This window comes from Saccharothrix sp. AJ9571, assembly GCF_021725495.1.
GTDB lineage: Bacteria > Actinomycetota > Actinomycetes > Mycobacteriales > Pseudonocardiaceae > Amycolatopsis > Amycolatopsis magusensis.
The window spans coordinates 6953365-6972226 of the sequence record NZ_CP091382.1 but is presented as its reverse complement, the minus strand read 5'-3'; the positions used below and the strand labels follow the sequence as shown (position 1 = coordinate 6972226).

Genomic DNA, 18862 nt, shown 5'->3' with positions numbered 1-18862 from the left:
AGCGCCTTCCTCGTTCCGGTGTTCAGTACTGCGCCACGCCCAGCTCCGCCGGACGGTCGTCTTCCAGCGAAGCCGCCAGATCCGACCACGCCGCCGCGTACATCCGCGCGAAGTCCGCCACCGGTGAGGTGCTGTGGCCCGGCACCGACCGGGCGAGCTGCGCCCACTCCTCCATGCCCCCGGCGTGCCGGTCGAGCCACCGCAGCAGGCCCCGGCCGGTCTCGCTGAACCGCAGCGCCGGATCCCGCTTCAGCTGCTCCAGCGACCGCCGCAGCTCCGCCGCCGACACCTGCCACGCCCGGCCCCCGGCGGCAGGCCGCTGATGGGCCCGCCGCTGCGCGGGCACCGGGTCGTCCCCGGCCTGCAACCGCCGCCGCACGTCCTGCACCGTCGCCGGCGAGACCCCGGCCCGCCGCGCGATCGAGCGCAGCGAGGCCTCCGGTTCCTCCGCCAGCAGTTTCCCGGCCAGGCGGCGGCCCACCGCCGCGTTCACCGGCCTGCGGCGGCCGTCGCGGCCCACCCGCCCGTTCAACTGCTCGTCCTGGCCGGTCGAACGCTCGCGCAGCGCCGCGACCGTGCCCGCCGCCAGCCCGGCCGCCGCCGCGATCCGCCGGTTCGACCAGTGCGCGTGCGAGGCGAGGATCCGCTGCGCCGCCGCCCGCCGATCGGCCCTGGCCAGGGGCAGGCCGTGCGTGGTGTTCAGGTACACCGACAACACGAACGCGTCCGCCTCGCCGCCCCCGTAGCACCGCGCCCGGATGTGCGTGCTCCCGCGCACCAGCGCGGCGCGCACCCGGTGCGCGCCGTCGATCACCCGCATCGACGGGCCGTGCACCAGGATCGGCGGCAGTTCGCCGTCGGCTTCGGCCAGCGACTCCACGTGCGCTCCGTCCTCGCCCGCGCGCCGTGGCGAGCCAGAGACCGACAGGTCGGCGACCGCGACCAGTTCCACCGGGCACCCCTGGAGCTCGGCGCGGACCCAGTCCGCGCAGGCCCCCGACGCACCACGAACGCCGCCACCCGGCTGCACCATCAGCACCCCACAGGAATAATCGGTTCACGGAAGAATTCTGGAATTCATGGTTCAATGAAACGGGCGGACGTAATAGTGGTGTGCAATCGGCAGACGACCCCCAGGCCCCACCACGTCAAGGCATACTGACAATCCGAGCCTAGCAACGGAAGTCTCGCCTCCGCAACAACGCGGCGCTCCCCCGCGCAGCGTTGTCGTGCCCGCGAATGACCGATTCGTCCGAGTGATCCACCGGCAGGTAGAATGGTCACCGTGATTTGTCCATCCATTTTGGACACGGCGGGTGACTCGGCCAGGAACGATGGCAGGGTGATCACCTACCGCATCGCCCGCCGCGAGGAGGAGCCGTGAGCGCACCGCCCGGGCCGCTGGCCGGACTCCGTGTCCTCGAACTGGCCGGACTCGGGCCCGCGCCGCACGCCGCGATGCTGCTGGCCGATCTCGGCGCCGACGTGGTCAGGGTGGACCGGCCCGGCGGGGGGTTCGACCTCACCGGCGGCCGGCCGGACCACCTCCTGCGCGGCAAGCGAGCGCTGGTCGCGGACCTGAAGTCGGCCGGCGGGTTCGACCTGGTGCGCCGCCTCGCCGACCGCGCGGACGTGCTGCTCGAAGGGTTCCGGCCGGGCGTCGCCGAGCGCCTCGGCCTCGGCCCGGAGGACTGCCACGCCCGCAATCCCCGGCTGGTCTACGGCCGGATCACCGGCTGGGGCCGCACCGGCCCGCTCGCCGACCGCGCCGGCCACGACATCAACTACCTCGCGCTGACCGGCGCGCTGCACGCGATCGGCACCGGCGAGCGCCCCGCGCCCCCGCTCAACCTGGTCGGCGATTTCGGTGGTGGCTCGTTGTTCCTGGTCGCCGGGGTGCTGGCGGCGCTGTGGGAGCGGGAGCGCTCCGGGCTCGGTCAGGTGGTCGACGCGGCGATGGTCGACGGCACCGGGCTGCTCATGCAGATGATCTGGATGCTGCGGGGTTACGGCTCCTGGCAGGACGAACGCGGGGACAACCTGCTCGACGGCGGGGCCCCCTTCTACGACACCTACACCTGCCGCGACGGCCGCTGGGTCGCCGTCGGCGCGATCGAGCCGCAGTTCTACCGCGCCCTGCTCGACGGGCTCGGCCTGGCCGGGGAAGACCTGCCCGGCCAGGCCGACCGTGACGGCTGGCCGGTGCTGCGCGCCCGGTTCGCCGGCGCGTTCGCCGCGCACCCGCGTGACCATTGGACGAAGGTCTTCGAAGACACCGATGCCTGCGTCAGCCCGGTGCTCTCGCTCGACGAGGTCGCCGAGCACCCGCACCACCAGGCCAGGGGCCGGTTCTTCACCCGCGACGGGATCCGCCAGCCCGCCCCGGCGCCGGAGTTCTCCCGTACCGGCACCGGGACGCCCGCCGCGCCCCCGCCGCCCGGTGCGCACCACGAAGCGGTGCTGCGCGACTGGCAAGTCTGAAAGAGGCTGGCACATCTGAAAGAGGAAGCCATGCTCGCACTGGGGAACTACAGCGCCGCCGACGTCCGCGCGGCGGTCGGCATGCCCGCGGCCGTCGACGCGGTCCGCGAGGCGTTCGCCGACCTGGCCGCCGGGCACTTCTCCCAGCCACCCCGGCTCGTCTTCGGCACCGATGAGCAGGCGGTACTGGTGATGACCGCGCACCACGCCCCCAGCGGCGCGGCCGTGGTGAAGACGGCGGGCGTGGTGCTCGACCGCGACCCGGCCATCGTCGCGACTCTGGTGTGGACGGACGACGGCGGCCAGCTCACCGCCGAGGCCGGTGCGGTCACCGCCCTGCGCACGGGCGCCGTGGCGGGGGTCGCGACGGATCTGCTCGCCGCACCGGACGCCACCGGGCTCGCCCTGCTCGGGGCCGGAGCACAGGCCGCTGACCAGGTCCGCGCGGTACTGGCGGTCCGGGAAATCCGCGACCTGAGCGTGTGGAACCGGAGTGCGCGGCGGATGGGCCCGCTGCTGGACACCCTGGCCGCCGAGTTCCCGCACGTGCGCCTGCGGGTCGCCGAGAACGCGGCCGACGCGGTGGCCACCGCCGACGTGGTGTGCTGTGCGACCTCGTCCGCCGATCCCCTGTTCGAGCTTTCCGCGCTACCGGAACGCGTGCACGTCAACGCGATCGGCTCGTTCCGCCCATCCATGCGGGAGCTTCCCGCCGAGTTGCTGGGCACCGCGTCGGTGGTGCTGGTCGACCAGTTCGCCGCGGCCGGGGAAGCCGGGGAAATCCGGCACGCGCTGGACAACGGGTTGCTGCGACGCGGTGACGTGCTCGAACTCGGGGACGCGTTGTCGGCGCCCCCGGAGGCAAAAGGGCGCACGGTGTTCAAATCGGTCGGGGTGGCTGCCCAGGATTGGGCCGTCGCGCGTTTGCTGGCACAGCACGCCCGTCGCTGAGAAACGCCGTTCAATCGCATTCCGCTCGGTTTTCCGCGTCTCATTTGGCGTTCAATGAACGACGTTTTCCGCACGCTTTCCCCTCGCTAGTTTGACGGTTACCGCCTACCGCACGAGCGAGGGGTTTTCCGTGGCCAGTCCCAACCTGTCCCGCGTCGCGGCCGAGCAGCGCGCGGCGTTGCTGGCCGTCGAGTCGTACCGGATCACGCTCGACCTCACCGGCGGCCCGACCTTCTCCTCGGCCACCACGGTCCGGTTCACCGGTTCCCGGCACGCGTCGAGCTGGATCGACCTGATCGCCGACCGGGTCCACTCCGCCACGCTCAACGGCACCCCGCTCGACGTCTCCGGCTACCGCGAAGAGGACGGTATCGCGCTGCCCGAACTGGCCGAGACCAACGAACTCGTGGTGCACGCCGAGTGCCGGTACATGAACACAGGCGAGGGCCTGCACCGCTTCGTCGACCCGGTCGACGAGAGCGTCTACCTCTACACGCAGTTCGAGACCGCCGACGCCAAGCGCGTGTTCGCCTGCTTCGACCAGCCCGATCTGAAGGCGAGCTTCGAACTCGAAGTGACCGCGCCCGCCGAGTGGTCGGTCGTCAGCAACACCACCCCCGCTGCCACCCGTCCGGCCGCGAACGGCGCGGTCACCACGGTGTTCACCCCGAGTGGCAGGCTGTCGACCTACCTGGTCGCGCTCGTCGCGGGCCCGTTCGCCTCGTGGCACGACACCTACGTCGACAGCCACGGCGAGATCCCGCTGGGCCTCTACTGCCGCGCCTCGCTGGCCGAGCACCTCGACGCCGAGCGGCTGTTCACCGAGACCAAGCAGGGCTTCGCCTTCTACCACGAGAAGTTCGGCACGCCGTACCCGTTCGGCAAGTACGACCAGCTCTTCGTGCCGGAGTTCAACGCGGGCGCGATGGAGAACGCCGGCGCCGTCACCTTCCTCGAAGACTTCGTGTTCCGGTCACGCGTCACGCACTACGCCTACGAGCGCCGTGCCGAGACCCTGCTCCACGAAATGGCGCACATGTGGTTCGGCGACCTGGTCACCATGCGCTGGTGGGACGACCTCTGGCTCAACGAGTCCTTCGCCACCTTCGCCAGCGTGCTCGCCCTGACCGAAGCCACCGAGTACCGCAACGCCTGGACCAGCTTCGCCAACGTCGAAAAAGCCTGGGCGTACCAGCAGGACCAGCTCCCGTCGACACACCCGATCGCGGCGGACATCGTGGACCTGCACGCGGTCGAGGTGAACTTCGACGGCATCACCTACGCCAAGGGCGCGAGCGTGCTCAAGCAACTGGTCGCCTACGTCGGCCAGGACAACTTCCTCGCCGGGCTGCGGCTGTACTTCGGCAAGCACGCCTGGGGCAACGCCACGCTCGCCGACCTGCTCGCCGCGCTCGAAGAAGCCTCCGGCCGCGACCTGTCGTGGTGGAGCGCGCAATGGCTGGAAACCACCGGGCTGAACACCCTGCGGCCGCGGTACGAAGTCGATGGCGAAGGCCGGTTCACCAGCTTCGCCGTCGAGCAGAGCGGCGCCGAGCCCGGGGCCGGTGAGCGCCGGACCCACCGGGTCGCCATCGGTGTCTACCGCTCCGGCGACACCGGGAAACTGGCACGCGCCCACCGGATCGAGCTGGACGTGACCGGCGGGCTGACCCCGGTCCCCGAACTCACCGGCGTTCCGGCGGGCGAGCTGGTGCTGGTCAACGACGACGACCTGACCTACTGCAGCCTGCGCCTGGACCCGCGGTCGCTGACCACGCTGATCGACCGCATCGCCGACATCACCGACCCGCTCCCCCGCAGCCTCTGCTGGTCGGCGGCCTGGGAGATGACCCGCACGGCCGAGTTCCGCGCCCGGGACTACGTCAAGCTGGTGGCCGGGGGCATCGCCGCCGAGACCGAGCTGAGCGTGGTGGAAGCGCTGCTCACCCAGGCGCGGACCGCGCTCGATTCCTACGCCGATCCCGGCTGGGCGCGGCAGCACGGCTGGCCGGAGTTCACCCGCGTGCTGCTTCAGCTGGCCGCCGGCGCCGAACCGGGCTCCGACCGGCAACTCACCTTCGTCAACGCGCTGGCCGCGGCCCCGCTGGAGGACGCGCTGCTCGACCACCTGTCCGGCTGGCTGGACGGGACCGCACCGCTGGCCGGGCTGACCGTGGACACCGACCTGCGCTGGCGGCTGCTGCAAGCCCTGGTCGCCCACGGCCGTTCCGGCGACAAGGAAATCGACGAGGCACTCGAACTCGACGACACCGCCGCGGGCCGCCGCCAGGCCGAACGCGCCCGCGCCCTGCGACCCACCCCGGAAGCCAAAGCCGAGGCATGGCGGCGGGCGCTGAGCGACGACGAACTGCCCAACGCCGTCAGCGACGCCGTCATCGGCGGTTTCCGCCACCCCGCGCAGCGCGAGCTGCTGGCCGGGTACGGCGCCCGCTACTTCGCGGAGATCGGCGAGCTCTGGGCGCGGCGGTCCAGCGAGCGCGCGCTGCCCGCGGTGGTCCACCTCTTCCCCGGCTGGGAACTCACGCCGGAGAACCTGGCGGCGGCGGACGAGTGGCTCACCGGAGAGCATCCGGCCGCGCTGCACCGCCTGATCGTCGAACTGCGGACGGAAATGCTGGTGCGGCCGCTGGCCGCCCGCGAGCGCGACCGGAACCCTGCGTAACTCCCCAACCTGCGGACGAGAGGGCATCCTTCGGTGGACTTCAGCATCACTGCCGAGCAAGCGGCACTGCGCCGGTCGGTCATCCGGTTCGCCAGGACCGAGCTGAGCGAAGCGGCGGCCGAGAGCGACCGGCAGGCCCGGCTGGACCGGGACTCGTGGAAGAAGTGCGCGGCCTTCGGCCTGACCGGCTGGCCGATCCCCACCGGCTACGGCGGTTCCGGGCTCGACCCGGTCACCATCGCCGTCGGGCTGGAGGCGCTCGGGTACGGCTGCCGGGACAACGGCCTGGTGTTCGCGCTGAACAACCACCTCTGGGCGTGCGCGGTCTACCTGGTCGAGCACGGCACGGAGGAGCAGAAGAAGCGCTTCCTGCCGGGACTGGCCGACGGTTCGCTGATCGGCGCGCACGCGCTGACCGAGCCCGAATCCGGCTCGGACGTACTCGGCATGCGCACCACCGCCGTGCGCGAGGGCGACGAATACGTGTTGCACGGCACCAAGACCTTCATCTCGAACGCTCCGGTCGCCGACGTTTTCCTGACCTTCGCCCGCACCGGTGGCCCGGACGCCCCGGCGGCCGGCGCCCTGACCGCGTTCGTGGTGACCAAGGACCTGCCCGGGGTATCGGTGAGCCGCAGCTGGGACAAGGCCGGGCTGCGGTCGACCGAGATGGGTCAGGTGGAACTCGACGGCTGCCGGGTGCCCGCGGCCAACCTGCTCGGCGCCGAGGGCAACGGGTTCAACCTGTTCACCAGCTCCATCGACTGGGAGCGCAGCCTGCTGTTCGCCAGCCAGATCGGCGTGATGGACCGGGTGCTCGACGACTGCGTCGCCCACGCCCGCGACCGCGTGCAGTTCGGCAGGCCGATCGGCACGAACCAGGCGGTCCGCCACCGCATCGCCGACATGAAGGTCCGCCTGGAGCTGGCCAGGCTGGCCCTGTACAAGGTCGCCTGGCGCAAGCGCGAAGGCCACCTGGCGCCGCTGGACGCCGCGATCGCCAAGCTGGCGATCAGCGAAAGCCACCTCAGTTCCATGCTCGACGCGGTCCAGTTGCACGGCGCCCGCGGGTACCTCACCGATTTCGGCGTCGAACGCGAGCTCCGTGACGCACTCGGCGGCACGATCTACGGCGGCACCTCGGAAATCCAGCGCGACATCGTCGCCAGCCTGCTCGGCGTGCCCAGCTGAGCGCTACCGCCGAGGAGGCACCCATGGCCGAACACCACATCGCGCTGACCGAACCGCTCCCCGCCGAACTGGCCGGCGAACTGGCGCAGCGCATCTACTTCCTGTCCGAGTCCATTGTGGACTTCAAACTGCCAGGGCACGGCGGCGACCTCACCGAGGTGGTGCTCAGCACCGACGGCCCCGCCGATGCCGCCGAGCTGGCGGCCAAGGTCAACCGGATGGCCGACGAGGAGGTCCGCCCGCAGCGCGCCGGGCCGCCGCGGGTCGTCTGGACCTCGCCCCACGCCGGCGAGGTGCACGACGTCGCCGAGGAACTGCTCGCCTCGGGGGAACTCGTCCACATGGGACCGGGGCAGTTCGCGCTCGGCCCGGCCGTCACCGCGCTGATGGAGTACTTCGACCGGCGGCTGACGAACCTGGTCGCCGCCGAGTTCGGCGCGCGGCAGTACCGGTACCCGACGCTGATCGCGACCGAGACGATGCGCCGGTGCGGGTACTTCACCTCGTTCCCGCACTTCCTGATGCTGGTCACCCGGCTGCACGCGGACGCGGACAACTACCGCGGCTTCCTCACCGACGTCCAGGCCGGTGACGGCGAGCTGCCCGGCCTGCTGGACTACTGCGGCGACACCTCGCACTGCCTGCCGCCGACCATGTGCTACCACACCTACCGGCACCTGCAGGACCAGCCGCTGCCCGCCCCCGGCCTGGTGATCACCGCGCGCGGCAAGTCCTTCCGCCACGAGTCGCGGTACTGGCGCTCGCTGGAACGCCTGTGGGACTTCACCATCCGCGAGATCGTCTTCCTCGGCACGCGGGAGCGGGTGCTCGACCAGCGCCGCCGCATGCTGGAGCTGACCACCGCGTTCGCCACGGAACTGGGGCTGGGCGGGCACTGCGAGGTCGGCAACGACCCGTTCTTCGGCAGCGTCGAGTCCCCGCAGCGGGCGTGGTCGCAGCGGATGCTGGAACTCAAGTACGAACTGCGGCTGCCGATCGGACCGGACCGGACCCTCGCCGCGGCCTCGTTCAACTTCCACGACGACTTCTTCGGCAGGTCGTTCGGCATCCGGCCGCACGACGGCGGACCCGGCCCGGTGATCACCGGCTGCGCGGGCATCGGCCTGGAGCGGTTGACCTACGCGTTCCTGTGCCGCCACGGCTTGGACCCGGCCGGGTGGCCGGCGGACGTGCGAATCGAGACGAATCCGAGGGTGAGGCTGTGATGGCTGACAAAGAGAACATCGGGGTGGTCGGTGCGGGCACGATGGGCACCGGGGTGGCGCACCTGTTCGCCGCGGCCGGGCACCAGGTGGTGCTGGTCGACACCGCCGAGGCGGCGCTGACCAGGTCCCGTGAGCTGATCGAGCGGAACGTCGCATGCTATCCGCTGGTCGACGCCTCCCTGCCGCGGCTGGACCCGGCGGAGGTGACCGATCGCATCGTGTTCTCCGCCAATCCGCACGACCTGAAGAACAGCGACTTCGTGGTGGAGAACGTCACCGAGAAGCGGGAGGTCAAGGAGGCCCTGTACCCGCAGCTGGACTCGATCTGCCCGCCGCACTGCGTGATCGGGGTGAACACCTCGGCCATCTCGATCACCCGGCTGGCGGGACGCACCGAGCGGGCGGACCGGGTGATCGGCACGCACATCATGAATCCCGCACCGCTCAAGCCGCTGGTCGAGGTGATCCGCGGGACGCACACCTCGGCCGAGACGGTGGAGCGGACCCAGACGCTGTTCCGCAAGGTGGGTCGCGACAGCATCGTGGTCAACGACGCGGCGGGCTTCGTCACCAACCGGGTGATGATGCTGACCGTGAACGAGGCGATCTTCCTGCTGCACGAGGGCGTCGCCGATTCGGCCGCCGACATCGACCGGTTGTTCAAGGACTGCTTCGGGCACCGGATGGGGCCGCTGGCCACCGCCGACCTGATCGGCCTCGACACCGTCCTGCTGTCGCTGGAGGTGATCCACGACAGCCTGCGGGACAGCAAGTACCGGCCGTGCCCGCTGCTGACCCGGCTGGTCGACGCCGGGCTGCACGGGGTGAAGAGCGGTCGCGGTTTCTACGAATACGCCTGAGCGAAAGGTGCCACCCATGGAGAACCACCTGGCCACGGTGCGTGAGTACATCACCGCGCACCTCGGCGGCAAGACCCTGCCCGACGACGAGGACCTGTTCGCCGGCGGGCACCTGAACTCGCTGTTCGCCGTGCAGATCGTGGTCTGGCTGGAGAAGGAGTTCGGCATCGCGGTGCGCGGCGGCGACCTCACCCTGGACAACTTCCGGTCCATCGGGGACATCGCCGCCTTCATCGAGAAGAACAGCGCTCCGGTCGGCTGAGCCCCGCGCGTTCCGTGGGCCCCGCTTCCGTTGGGAGCGGGGCCTTCCTCTGTCACGGCACACGCGAAGGGCCCCGATCCCAGGCGCGGGATCGGGGCCCTGATCGCGGAAGGCGAACGTCAGCTGTCGTCGCGGTCGGTGTAGAGCTTGGCCGAGGACAGCTTGTCGATCTTCGCGTTGAGGTCGTCGAGCGAGGCCTTCAGCTCGGTCAGCTCGTTGATGTGCGCGGTGTTGTCCCCGCTGCTGACCGGCGCCTTGATCGAACCCCAGATGTCGTTCTCGGCGTACTCCACCTCCTGCAGCACGCGGTCGATGACGCCTTCGGTGCTGCGCACGATGCTGGCCAGGTACAGGAAGATGGTGTTCTTGTCCCGCTCGACCAGGTCCTTGGTGCTGCCGAGGATGTCGTTGATGTAGTTCTTGATGAAGTTGCCTTCTTCGCGCTTCTTCTCTTCGGTCTCGGCCATTTCGTTCCTCTCCTTGGGTCTCAGGGTCGCCTCCGCGCCCCGGTCACGCCCGGCGCACCGCCACCGGGATCCGCCGCGGCGCCCACATGCCCTGCTCGTAGAAGGGCAGCGGGTCACCGCTTTCGATGCGGAGGTCGGCGAAGCGGTCGAACAGCAGGTTCGCCGAGACCGCCGCCTCCATTCGGGACAGCGGGGCGCCCACGCAGAAGTGGATGCCGTGCCCGAAACTGATGTGCCCGTTGGGCGTGCGGCCGATGTCGAACTCGTCGGGCCGCTCGAAGCGCCGCTCGTCGCGGTTGGCCGAGGAGAACCACAGCATCACCAGCGACCGCGCCGGGATCGGGGTGCCGGCCACCTCGGTGTCCTGGCTGGTCACCCGCATGAACCGGGTTCCCGACGGCCGGTACCGCAGCACTTCCTCGACCGCGGCCGGGAGCAGGCTCCGGTCGGCGCGCAGGCGGGCCGCCACCTCGGGGTGCTCGTCCAGGCAGAGCAGCATGTTGCCGATCAGCCCGTTGGTGCTGAAGTGCCCGACGAACAGCAGCGCCAGGCAGATGTTGACGACCTCGTCCTCGTCCAGCCTGCTGCCGTCGTCCTCGGCCGCGGCGAGTTTGCTGATCAGGTCGTCGCCGGGGGCGGCCAGCCTGCTCCGGTACTGCTCGGTCAGGTAGCCGCGGATCTCGCCGGTGACCCGGCTCATCATGCCGCCGTAACCCTCTTCGTCGTCGGTCGGATCGCCGACCTGCAGCGACGCGAGCTTGTCCGCGTAGCTCAGGAACAGCTGGCGATCCGACACCGGTACCCCCAGCAGTTCGGCGATCAGCATCGCGGGCAGCGGCCAGACGAACTTCTCCACCAGGTCGAACCGGTCCTGGCCGTCGAGTTCGTCGAGCAGCGCGTTGCCCAGTTCGTAGGTGCGCCGCTCGTATTCGCGCACGTTGGTCCGGGTGAACGCCTGGCCGACCAGCGCCCGCAGCCTGCGGTGGTCGGGCGGGTCGGTCCACGCCGGGTTGCCGCGGGTGATGTCCTCCGCGCCGAGCACGTCGCGGTTGAGCCCGGAGGAGAACACCCCGGGATCACTGGCGACCCGCCGCACGTCGTCGTACCGGACGATGTGGAACACCCCGTGCTCGTCGCGGTGCACCGGTTCCTCGGCCCGCATCCGCCGCAGCCACTCCAGTTGTGCCGCGCCGCCGTCGGTCAGCGGCGGTGGCGGCCCCGGGTGCGTGGCGGCCGCTGTGGTCTCGGTCATCTCAGCCCTCTTTCCACTGACTCGCACCCAGCCGCTCCAGGCGCTGGTGCAGTTCGTCCACATAGGTCTCGGACTCGGGTTTCATCAGCACGCTGCGCAGGATCCGGGTGGCCTTCGCGTCCGGCCGCACCGCCGGGTGCAGTTCGGCGAAGGTGTCGCGGTCGATCCGCATCAGGCTCAGGAACACCGGGTCGGCGCCGTCGTGCATGCCGGCCTCCAGCATCGCCGCGCACTCGCGGTCGATCCCGGACAGCGATGCCCCCGTCATCCGGGGGAAATAGGTGACGATGTCCAGATCGGGTTCCTGGTGCAGTTGCAGCCGGTCCGAGTCCGCCATCAACCCGGCCAGGCGCAGCGCGGCCCGCCGGTTGGCCGCGAGCACCTCACCGAGCCCGTCCGCGGTCGGCGGCAGCAGCTGGAAGGTGAACCACAGCGCGGCGGCCGCGGCGCCGGCCCGCGAACACTCCAGGCTGATCTCGCCCAGGTGCAGGTCCGCCGGGGTGAAGTAGGTGTACGGCGAGTCGTGCACGTAGAACTTCGCCACCGCGGGGTCGGCGAAGATCACCGAACCGCAGCCGTAGGGTTGCAGGCCCTGCTTGTGCGGGTCCACCACCACCGAGTCGCAGTCGCGGATCGCCGCCCACGGCGCCGGGTCCAGCCCGTGCGTGCCCGCGAGCACCGAGTAGAACCCGCCGTACGCGGCGTCGACGTGGAACCGCACGTCGTACCGCTCACGCAGGTCCATCGCTTCGGCCAGCGGGTCGATGGCACCGACACCGGTGGTGCCGAGGGTGAACACGACCGTGCCCACCTTCCCGGTGCGCAGCAGGTCCTCCAGCGCGTCGAGGTCCATCCGGCCGTACCGGTCGGCGGGCACCGCGTAGGAGTCCATGCCGAGCAGCCGGGTCATCCGCTCGTGCGTGTAGTGGCTGGCCGAGCTGTAGGCCACGCCCCGGTCCGGGTGCAGGCAGCGGGCGACGTAGAGCGCCTCCAGGTTCGCCATCGTGCCGCTCGAGGTGAGGTGCCCGAGGTGGCCGTCGAAGCCGAACATGGTGGCGAGCTGGTCGATCACCTCGCGCTCCATCCGGTCGGTGACCGGGCCGCCGTCGGAGGAGTGGTTGTTGGGGTTGATCAGCATCGCGCTGAGGTAGGCGACCACCGCGGCCTCGTGCGGTGGTTTGAGCATCTGCCCGATGTAGCGCGGGTGGAAGAACGGGTAGTTGCCGTGCAGCAGCTTCTCGTAGTTCTCGAAGACCGTGCTGAAGCGGTCGTCGCTGATCTCCAGCGAGGGGTGCCGCGCGTACGGCGCGAAGGTCGACGTCCACTGCCCGTGCCCTTCGACCGCACGCCCGATCCAATAGGGAAGATCCACCGTGTCCAGCCTTTCGACGAGCTTCACCTGGTGACGGTCACCGGCAGCGTCTTGATCCCGTTGACGAAGTTGGACCGCAGCCGGGTCACCGGGCCCGCGAGCTGGATCTGCTCCACCCTGGCCAGCAACTCCTCGAACAGGATCCGCAGTTCGAGGCGGGCCAGTGCGGCACCGAGGCAGAAGTGGGGGCCGCCGAGCCCGAAGGTCAGGTGCTCGTTGGGCTTGCGGCCCACGTCGAACTCGTACGGCTTCTCGAAGGCGGCCTCGTCGCGGTTGCCGGAGGCGAACCACAGCACCACCTTGTCGCCCTCGCGCACGCGCTGCCCGCTGATCTCGGTGTCCCGGGTAGCGGTCCGGCGGAAGTGGTAGACCGGCGACGACCAGCGCAGGAACTCCTCCACCGCGGTGTCCACCAGCGACGGATCCTCCTTGAGCCGCCACCACTGCGCCGGGTTCTCCGCGAGCGCGTGCACCGCGGCCGAGATGGCGTGCCGGGTGGTCTCGTTGCCCGCGACCACCAGCAGCAGGAAGTAGTTGTCGAAATCGGTCGGGGTGAGCGGGAGCCCGTCGCGGGGCACGGTGTTCACCAGCCTGCTGACCAGGTCGGTGCCGGTGCCGCCACGGCGTTTCCCGGCCAGTTCCCGGCCGTACTCGAAGATCTCCAGCGCGGCCGGGCTGCGGAACGGGACGTGCTTGTAGCGCTCGCTGTCCTCGCTCTCCAGCAGCACGTCGGCGCAGTCGGGGTCGTTGTTGCCGATGATCCGGTTGCCCCAGGCGATGAGCTTGCCGGTGTCCTCGGCGGGCACGTCCAGCATCAGCCGGGCCAGCACCATGATCGGCAGTTCGGCGGCGATCTCCGCGACCAGGTCGAACGAGTCCGCGGCCAGTGCCTTGTCCAAGGTGGACGCGGTCAGCCCGCGCAGGAACACCGCGTACTGCGAGACCAGCTTCGGGCTGAACTCACGGCTGAGCAGCAGGCGCATGGCGCGGTGCCGCTCGCCGTCGGTCTCCATCAGCGAACGCCGCCGATCCCGCAGCGCCGGATCGGTGACCTCCTCCAGGTTGGTGAACTGCTCGGAGGTGAAGGTCGCCGCGTCGCGGTTGACCGCGACCAGGTCGTGGTAGCGGGTGACCGCCCAGAACCCGCTGTTCGGCGCCGCTTCGGGTTGCCAGTGCACCGGGCTCTGCTCGCGCAGGACGTCGAACATCCGCCACGGGGCCTCGGGCTCCAGGAATCGGTCCACATCGGACAGGTCCACCTCGTCCAGGCGCATCGGGAATCCTCGTCAGCTCGGTCTCGGGAGTGCGTCACAGGTGCGGCAGGTACTCACGCAGCTCCCAGTCGGTCACCCAGCGCCGGAAGCGGGCCGTCTCGTCGCGCTTGACCCGGTCGAAGGCGGCCACCAGGTCCTTGCCGACCGCGTCGGCGAACTCGTCGTCGGCGACCAGCGCGTCCAGCGCGGCGTCGAGCGTTTCCGGCAGCGCGGGCGCGCGGGTGCCGTCGTAGCCGTAGCCGCTGGTCGGGTCGGGTGGTTCCACGCGGCCCTCGATGCCCAGCGCCACCGCGGCCAGCACCCCGGCCACGGCCAGGTACGGGCTCGCCGCGGCGTCACCGAGGCGCACCTCCAGCCGGGTGGCGGCACCGCGCTCCGGAGGCACGCGCACCATCGTGGAGCGGTTGTCCATGCCCCAGTCGGCCAGCGCGGGGGCCAGCGTGTCCGGGCCGAGCCTGCGGTAGGCGTTCACCGTGGGCGCCAGCAGCGCGCACAGCGCCGGGGCGTGGCGGAGGATGCCGCCGACGGCGTGCCGCGCGGTGGCCGACAGTCCCGCGGGCGCGCCGGCGGCGGCGAACTGGTTGCGGCCGTGCTCGTCGAGCAGGGACAGGTGCAGGTGGAAGCCCGACCCGCCCTCCTCGTTGAACGGCTTGCCGACGAAGGTCGCGGTCAGCCCGCGCCGGGCGACGAACTCGCGCACCGCGTGCTTGAACCGGAAGGCGCGGTCGGCGGCGTCCAGCGCGGTCGAGTGGCCGAGGTTGACCTCGAACTGCCCGGCGGCGAACTCGTGGTTGACCGCGGTGACGTCCAGTTCGGCCGCGCGCAGCATGGTCAGCAGCGCCGGGGCCAGCCCGTCGGGATCACCGCGGTGCCCGACGCGGTAGACATTGCCCGAGGAATCCCCGTAGCGGGTCCAGGCACCATCCTGGCCGGAGAGCACGAAGAACTCCAGTTCCGGCCCGATCACCGCGCGGCTGCCGAGTCCGGAGAGCCGCTGGACCGCCGCTTTCACCGCCCCGCGCGGGCATTCCCCGATCGCCAGTCCGGTCGCCGGGTCGAGCATGTCGCCGAGGCAGGACTGGTAACCGGGTTCCCACGGCATTGGGGCCAAGGTCGAGCGGTCCGGCCGGAACACCACGTCCGGCAGGCCGTCGGACAGCGAGTGCTCACCGTCGAGCGTGCCGCCCTGGGTGGTGGTGTAGTAGACCGCGCGGCAGAAGTGCAGTCCGCCGGAAAGGGAATCGAATACCTCCGACGGCAGATCGCGGCCGCGTTCGGTGCCGATCAGGTCGGGATACTGGATCCGCACCGTTCCGGCGTTCTCCACGATGAACCATCGCCTTTCCGGGAAATGGTGAGACAGAGGCAGGAATGACCACGGTGGCCGGCGCGTCGTCCGCGATCTCGTTTCAGCGTAGCGAGCCAGAAGAGGCCTAGCCATGGGAAAACTGTCTCCATTGGCGACCGGCTGTCTCGGATGGCCAGCACTCCCGGCGCAGTTGATTGCCGTAGCGGCAGCGCGCGGATAACGTCGACGCCATCCACCCACAATTCGTGCGAGGGAGCTACATGCCGGTTACGACGGTTTCCGGAACCCCGGTCGACACCGGGCATTGGATCGGCGGGAAACGGGTCGAATCCACCGAGCGCTTCACCTCCTGGTCGCCGATCGACGGGCGCCCGCTCGGGGAGTTCGCGCGTGGTGGGCCGGCCGAAGTGGACGGTGCCGTGCGGGCCGCGGCCACCGCGTTCGAGCAGTGGCGCCGGACCGATCCGGCGCGGCGGGCCGAGGTGCTGCACCGGATCGCCGACGAGGTGGAGCGCCGCACGCCGGAACTCGCCGCGGTCGAGACCGAGGACAACGGGGCCCTGCTGCGCTCGCACCTGCTCGGCGTGATGCCGCGGGTGGCGCACAACTTCCGCTTCTTCGCCGACTGGCTCACCGGCGAGCTGGCCCACCCCGACTTCGACACCCGGGGGCACCGCAACCGCGTGTCGTGGGACCCCGCCGGGGTCTGCGCGCTGATCACCCCGTGGAACGCGCCGCTGATGCTGGCGTCGTGGAAGATCGCCCCGGCGCTGGCCGCGGGCAACACCGTGGTGCTCAAGCCTGCCGAGTGGTCGCCGATGACCGCGTCCCTGCTGGCCGACATCACCGCCGGCGCCGGACTGCCCGACGGGGTGTTCAACGTGGTGCAGGGGCTCGGCCCCGAGGCGGGCGCGCCGCTGTGCGCGCACCCGGACGTCCGGCGGATCAGCTTCACCGGCTCGGAGCCGACCGCCCGGCGCATCGCGATGGCCGCCGCGGACCACCTCACGCCGGTGTCCATGGAACTGGGCGGCAAGTCACCGCTGCTGGTCTTCGACGACGCCGACCTCGACCTCGCGGTCGAGCTGGCGGCCGAGCAGTTCGACAACGCGGGCCAGGTCTGCCTGGCCGCCACCCGGATCCTTCTCCACTCCCCCATCGCGGCGGAGTTCACCTCGCGCCTGCGGGCCGCCATCCGCGGCCTGCGCCAGGGTGATCCCCGCCTGCCCGAGACCGACCTCGGCCCGAACATCCACCCCGACCACGTCGAGCGCGTCGACGGTTTCGTCCGGCGGGCGGTGGCCGAAGGTGCCCGGGTGCTCGAAGGCGGTGGGCCGAACACCGATCTCGGCGGCAACTACTACCGGCCCACGCTGCTCGCCGACGCGACCGCGGGTGCGGAAATCCTGCGCGAGGAGGTGTTCGGGCCGGTGCTGACGCTGGAGGAGTTCGATTCCGAGGAGGAGGGCGTCGCGCTCGCCGGGAACACGCGCTTCGGGCTGGCGGCCACCGTCGTCACCGGCGACCCGGCCAGGGCGGAACGGGTGTCCGCCGCGCTGACCGCGGGCACGGTCTGGGTGAACTGCTTCTTCGTGCGCGACCTGCGCGCACCGTTCGGCGGTGCCCGCCGCTCCGGGATCGGCCGGGAGGGCGGCACCTGGAGCTTCGACTTCTTCTGCGACGTCAAGAACACCGTGACCAGTCCGAAGGGATGGGTGTAGATGGGTGAGATAGCCGGCGGCGGGCTGCTGTCCCACGTGCCGACGATCATGCTGCCCGAACAGGTGCGCCGGGAACTCAACCACGGCGAAGAGTCCACTTTGGTCACCGGGTTGCGCAGGCTGCGGACGGAGGTGTTCGAGACCGCCGAGTACGACACGGTCGTCGTCTTCGACTCCCACTGGGCGACCACGGTGGAGTTCGTGGTCGCTTCGCACGCCTGCCGCGTCGGACTGTTCACTTCGGACGAACTGCCGCGCGGCATGAGCCGGATCCCGTACGACTTCCCCGGCGACCCGGAGCTGGCACACGCGCTGGCCGCCCGCGCCGATGCCCACGGCACCTGGATCACCCCGATCGACGACCCCTGCCTGCCGGTTTCCTATGCCACCCTGAACCTGTGGTCTTATCTCGGAGCTCCCGGCAAGCGCTGGCTGAGCATCGGCGTGTGTCAGACCGGTGACGCCGAAGACCACCTCCGGCTGGGCCGGGCGCTCGCCGGCGCGATCGCGGCCACCGACCGGCGGGTGCTGCTGATCGCCTCGGGTGCGCTCAGCCACCGGTTCCACCCACTGCGCGAACTGCGTGACCACGAAGCCGCGGACGCCGAGCACATCCACAGCCCGGAGGCGGTGGTCGCCGACGCCGAGCGCATCGACTGGCTCGAGTCGGGTGACCACGCGAAGGTGCTGGCCACCATGCCGGACTTCCTCCGGTTCAAGCCGGAAGCCGGGTTCGCGCACTACCTGATGCTGGCCGGTGCGCTCGGCGAACAGGACTGCACCGCCCCCGCGCGGCGCTACAGCGAATACGAGAACGCGATCGGCACCGGTCAGGTCCACCTGTGGTTCGACCGGCCGGCCGGCGGATGGACAGGAGCAACCCGATGACCACCGAATACCGCAGAATCCTGCTGGACGGCACTCCCGTCGAGGTCCGCCGCTTCGGTGATGAGCTACGCGCCCCGGACGGGCGCACGGTGGCTGTGGACGACGCGATACACCTCCCTCCGGTCACCCCGAGCAAGATCATCGCCGTGCACCTGAACCACCGGAGCCGTTTCGAGGAGTTTCGCGCGAAACCGCGTTCGGCGCCCACCTACTTCCACAAGCCGGTGTCCACCCTGACCGGGCACAACGGCCACGTGGTCCGGCCCGAGGGGTGCAAGTGGTTGAACTACGAGGGTGAGATCGCCGTGGTCATCGGCCGGACCGCACGCAACATCAGCGTGGACGAGGCACCGGCGTACATCCGGGGGTACACCCTCGCCAACGACCTGGGTCTGCACGATTTCCGCGACACCGACGAAGGCTCGATGCTGCGGGTCAAAGGCGCGGACACGCTGTGCCCACTGGGCCCGGGCTTGGTCGAAGGCTGGGATCCACGCGGCCGGTGGCTGCGGACGCGGGTGAACGGCGAGGTGGTCCAGGAAGGCACCACGGACGAGATGACGTGGGACATGCACTACCTGGTGGCGGACATCGCGCGGCTGATCACCCTGCACCCCGGGGACGTCCTGCTGACCGGCACCCCGGCGAACTCCCGCCCGATCCAGCCAGGTGACACCGTCGAAGTCTCGGCGGACGGCCTGGGCGTCCTGCGGAACACCGTGGTCACCGGCCCGGTCCCGGTCACCGGCCCGATCGGCGCCCAACCCACCGAATCCGAACAAGTCCTCTCCACCGCCCAAGGCGGCGACTGGGAATTCCGCGGCATCCGCCCCCCACACCCCGCCTGACCCCGCGGGCCCGACACTCGCCAGAGCGAGCCGAGCACCAAACCGGAAGCCGGGCGCCCAAACCGGACCACCTACCC

The 18862-nt window shown here is 70.6% G+C and carries 16 protein-coding genes; 10 read left to right on the top strand and 6 right to left on the bottom strand.

Features of this window, described 5'->3' with window-relative positions; all coding sequences use genetic code 11:
* Positions 1-22 precede the first annotated feature (22 nt).
* Positions 23-1033: a ParB/RepB/Spo0J family partition protein gene (locus L3Q67_RS31905; protein WP_499185141.1), complete on the bottom strand. Its 1011-nt coding sequence runs from the start codon at positions 1031-1033 to the stop codon at positions 23-25.
* 347 nt (positions 1034-1380) lie between these two features.
* On the opposite strand from L3Q67_RS31905, the gene L3Q67_RS31900 reads away from it, so the two are divergent.
* The 7 genes from L3Q67_RS31900 to L3Q67_RS31870 all read left to right on the top strand — a co-directional run bounded on the left by L3Q67_RS31900 (position 1381) and on the right by L3Q67_RS31870 (position 9654).
* Positions 1381-2481, top strand: a complete 1101-nt coding sequence (locus L3Q67_RS31900) for a CaiB/BaiF CoA transferase family protein (RefSeq protein ID WP_499185140.1) — start codon at positions 1381-1383, stop codon at positions 2479-2481.
* A 30-nt stretch (positions 2482-2511) separates the two neighbouring features.
* Complete coding sequence (locus L3Q67_RS31895) at positions 2512-3432, top strand: ornithine cyclodeaminase family protein (protein WP_499185139.1); 921 nt, start codon at positions 2512-2514, stop codon at positions 3430-3432.
* Between the two features lie 130 nt (positions 3433-3562).
* Positions 3563-6115: a M1 family aminopeptidase gene (gene pepN / locus L3Q67_RS31890; RefSeq protein ID WP_499185138.1), complete on the top strand. Its 2553-nt coding sequence runs from the start codon at positions 3563-3565 to the stop codon at positions 6113-6115.
* A gap of 33 nt (positions 6116-6148) precedes the next feature.
* A complete protein-coding gene (locus tag L3Q67_RS31885; RefSeq protein WP_499185137.1) occupies positions 6149-7306 on the top strand; it encodes an acyl-CoA dehydrogenase family protein in 1158 nt (385 codons plus the stop codon).
* Between the two features lie 23 nt (positions 7307-7329).
* Positions 7330-8532 carry a class-II aminoacyl-tRNA synthetase family protein gene (locus tag L3Q67_RS31880; protein ID WP_499185136.1) on the top strand — a complete coding sequence of 401 codons (1203 nt, stop codon included), beginning with the start codon at positions 7330-7332 and terminating at the stop codon, positions 8530-8532.
* Complete coding sequence (locus L3Q67_RS31875) at positions 8532-9392, top strand: 3-hydroxyacyl-CoA dehydrogenase family protein (protein ID WP_499185135.1); 861 nt, start codon at positions 8532-8534, stop codon at positions 9390-9392. The genes L3Q67_RS31880 and L3Q67_RS31875 overlap by 1 nt, the downstream gene beginning before the upstream one ends.
* 16 nt (positions 9393-9408) lie before the next feature.
* Positions 9409-9654, top strand: a complete 246-nt coding sequence (locus tag L3Q67_RS31870) for an acyl carrier protein (protein ID WP_499185134.1) — start codon at positions 9409-9411, stop codon at positions 9652-9654.
* Positions 9655-9773: 119 nt separating this feature from the next.
* Here L3Q67_RS31870 and L3Q67_RS31865 read toward each other — a convergent pair whose 3' ends face one another.
* Genes L3Q67_RS31865 through L3Q67_RS31845 form a run of 5 tightly spaced genes read right to left on the bottom strand, consistent with a single transcriptional unit; the run spans position 9774 to position 15346 of the window.
* Positions 9774-10121 carry a hypothetical protein gene (locus tag L3Q67_RS31865; RefSeq protein ID WP_499185133.1) on the bottom strand — a complete coding sequence of 116 codons (348 nt, stop codon included), beginning with the start codon at positions 10119-10121 and terminating at the stop codon, positions 9774-9776.
* Positions 10122-10164: 43 nt separating this feature from the next.
* A complete protein-coding gene (locus L3Q67_RS31860) occupies positions 10165-11373 on the bottom strand; it encodes a cytochrome P450 family protein (protein ID WP_499185132.1) in 1209 nt (402 codons plus the stop codon).
* 1 nt (position 11374) lies between these two features.
* Positions 11375-12745 carry a pyridoxal phosphate-dependent decarboxylase family protein gene (locus tag L3Q67_RS31855; RefSeq protein WP_499191688.1) on the bottom strand — a complete coding sequence of 457 codons (1371 nt, stop codon included), beginning with the start codon at positions 12743-12745 and terminating at the stop codon, positions 11375-11377.
* A 23-nt stretch (positions 12746-12768) separates the two neighbouring features.
* Positions 12769-14019 (bottom strand): cytochrome P450, encoded by a 1251-nt coding sequence (locus L3Q67_RS31850; RefSeq protein ID WP_499185131.1) that lies wholly within the window; start codon positions 14017-14019, stop codon positions 12769-12771.
* Between the two features lie 34 nt (positions 14020-14053).
* Positions 14054-15346, bottom strand: a complete 1293-nt coding sequence (locus L3Q67_RS31845) for a glutamine synthetase family protein (RefSeq protein WP_499185130.1) — start codon at positions 15344-15346, stop codon at positions 14054-14056.
* Between the two features lie 242 nt (positions 15347-15588).
* On the opposite strand from L3Q67_RS31845, the gene L3Q67_RS31840 reads away from it, so the two are divergent.
* Genes L3Q67_RS31840 through L3Q67_RS31830 form a run of 3 tightly spaced genes read left to right on the top strand, consistent with a single transcriptional unit; the run spans position 15589 to position 18785 of the window.
* On the top strand, positions 15589-17049 hold the full coding sequence (locus L3Q67_RS31840) for an aldehyde dehydrogenase (RefSeq protein WP_499185129.1): 1461 nt from the start codon (positions 15589-15591) through the stop codon (positions 17047-17049).
* Positions 17050-17937 carry a class III extradiol ring-cleavage dioxygenase family protein gene (locus L3Q67_RS31835; protein ID WP_499185128.1) on the top strand — a complete coding sequence of 296 codons (888 nt, stop codon included), beginning with the start codon at positions 17050-17052 and terminating at the stop codon, positions 17935-17937.
* Positions 17934-18785, top strand: coding sequence for a fumarylacetoacetate hydrolase family protein (locus tag L3Q67_RS31830; protein WP_499185127.1), 852 nt, complete (start codon positions 17934-17936; stop codon positions 18783-18785). The genes L3Q67_RS31835 and L3Q67_RS31830 overlap by 4 nt, the downstream gene beginning before the upstream one ends.
* Positions 18786-18862 lie beyond the last annotated feature (77 nt).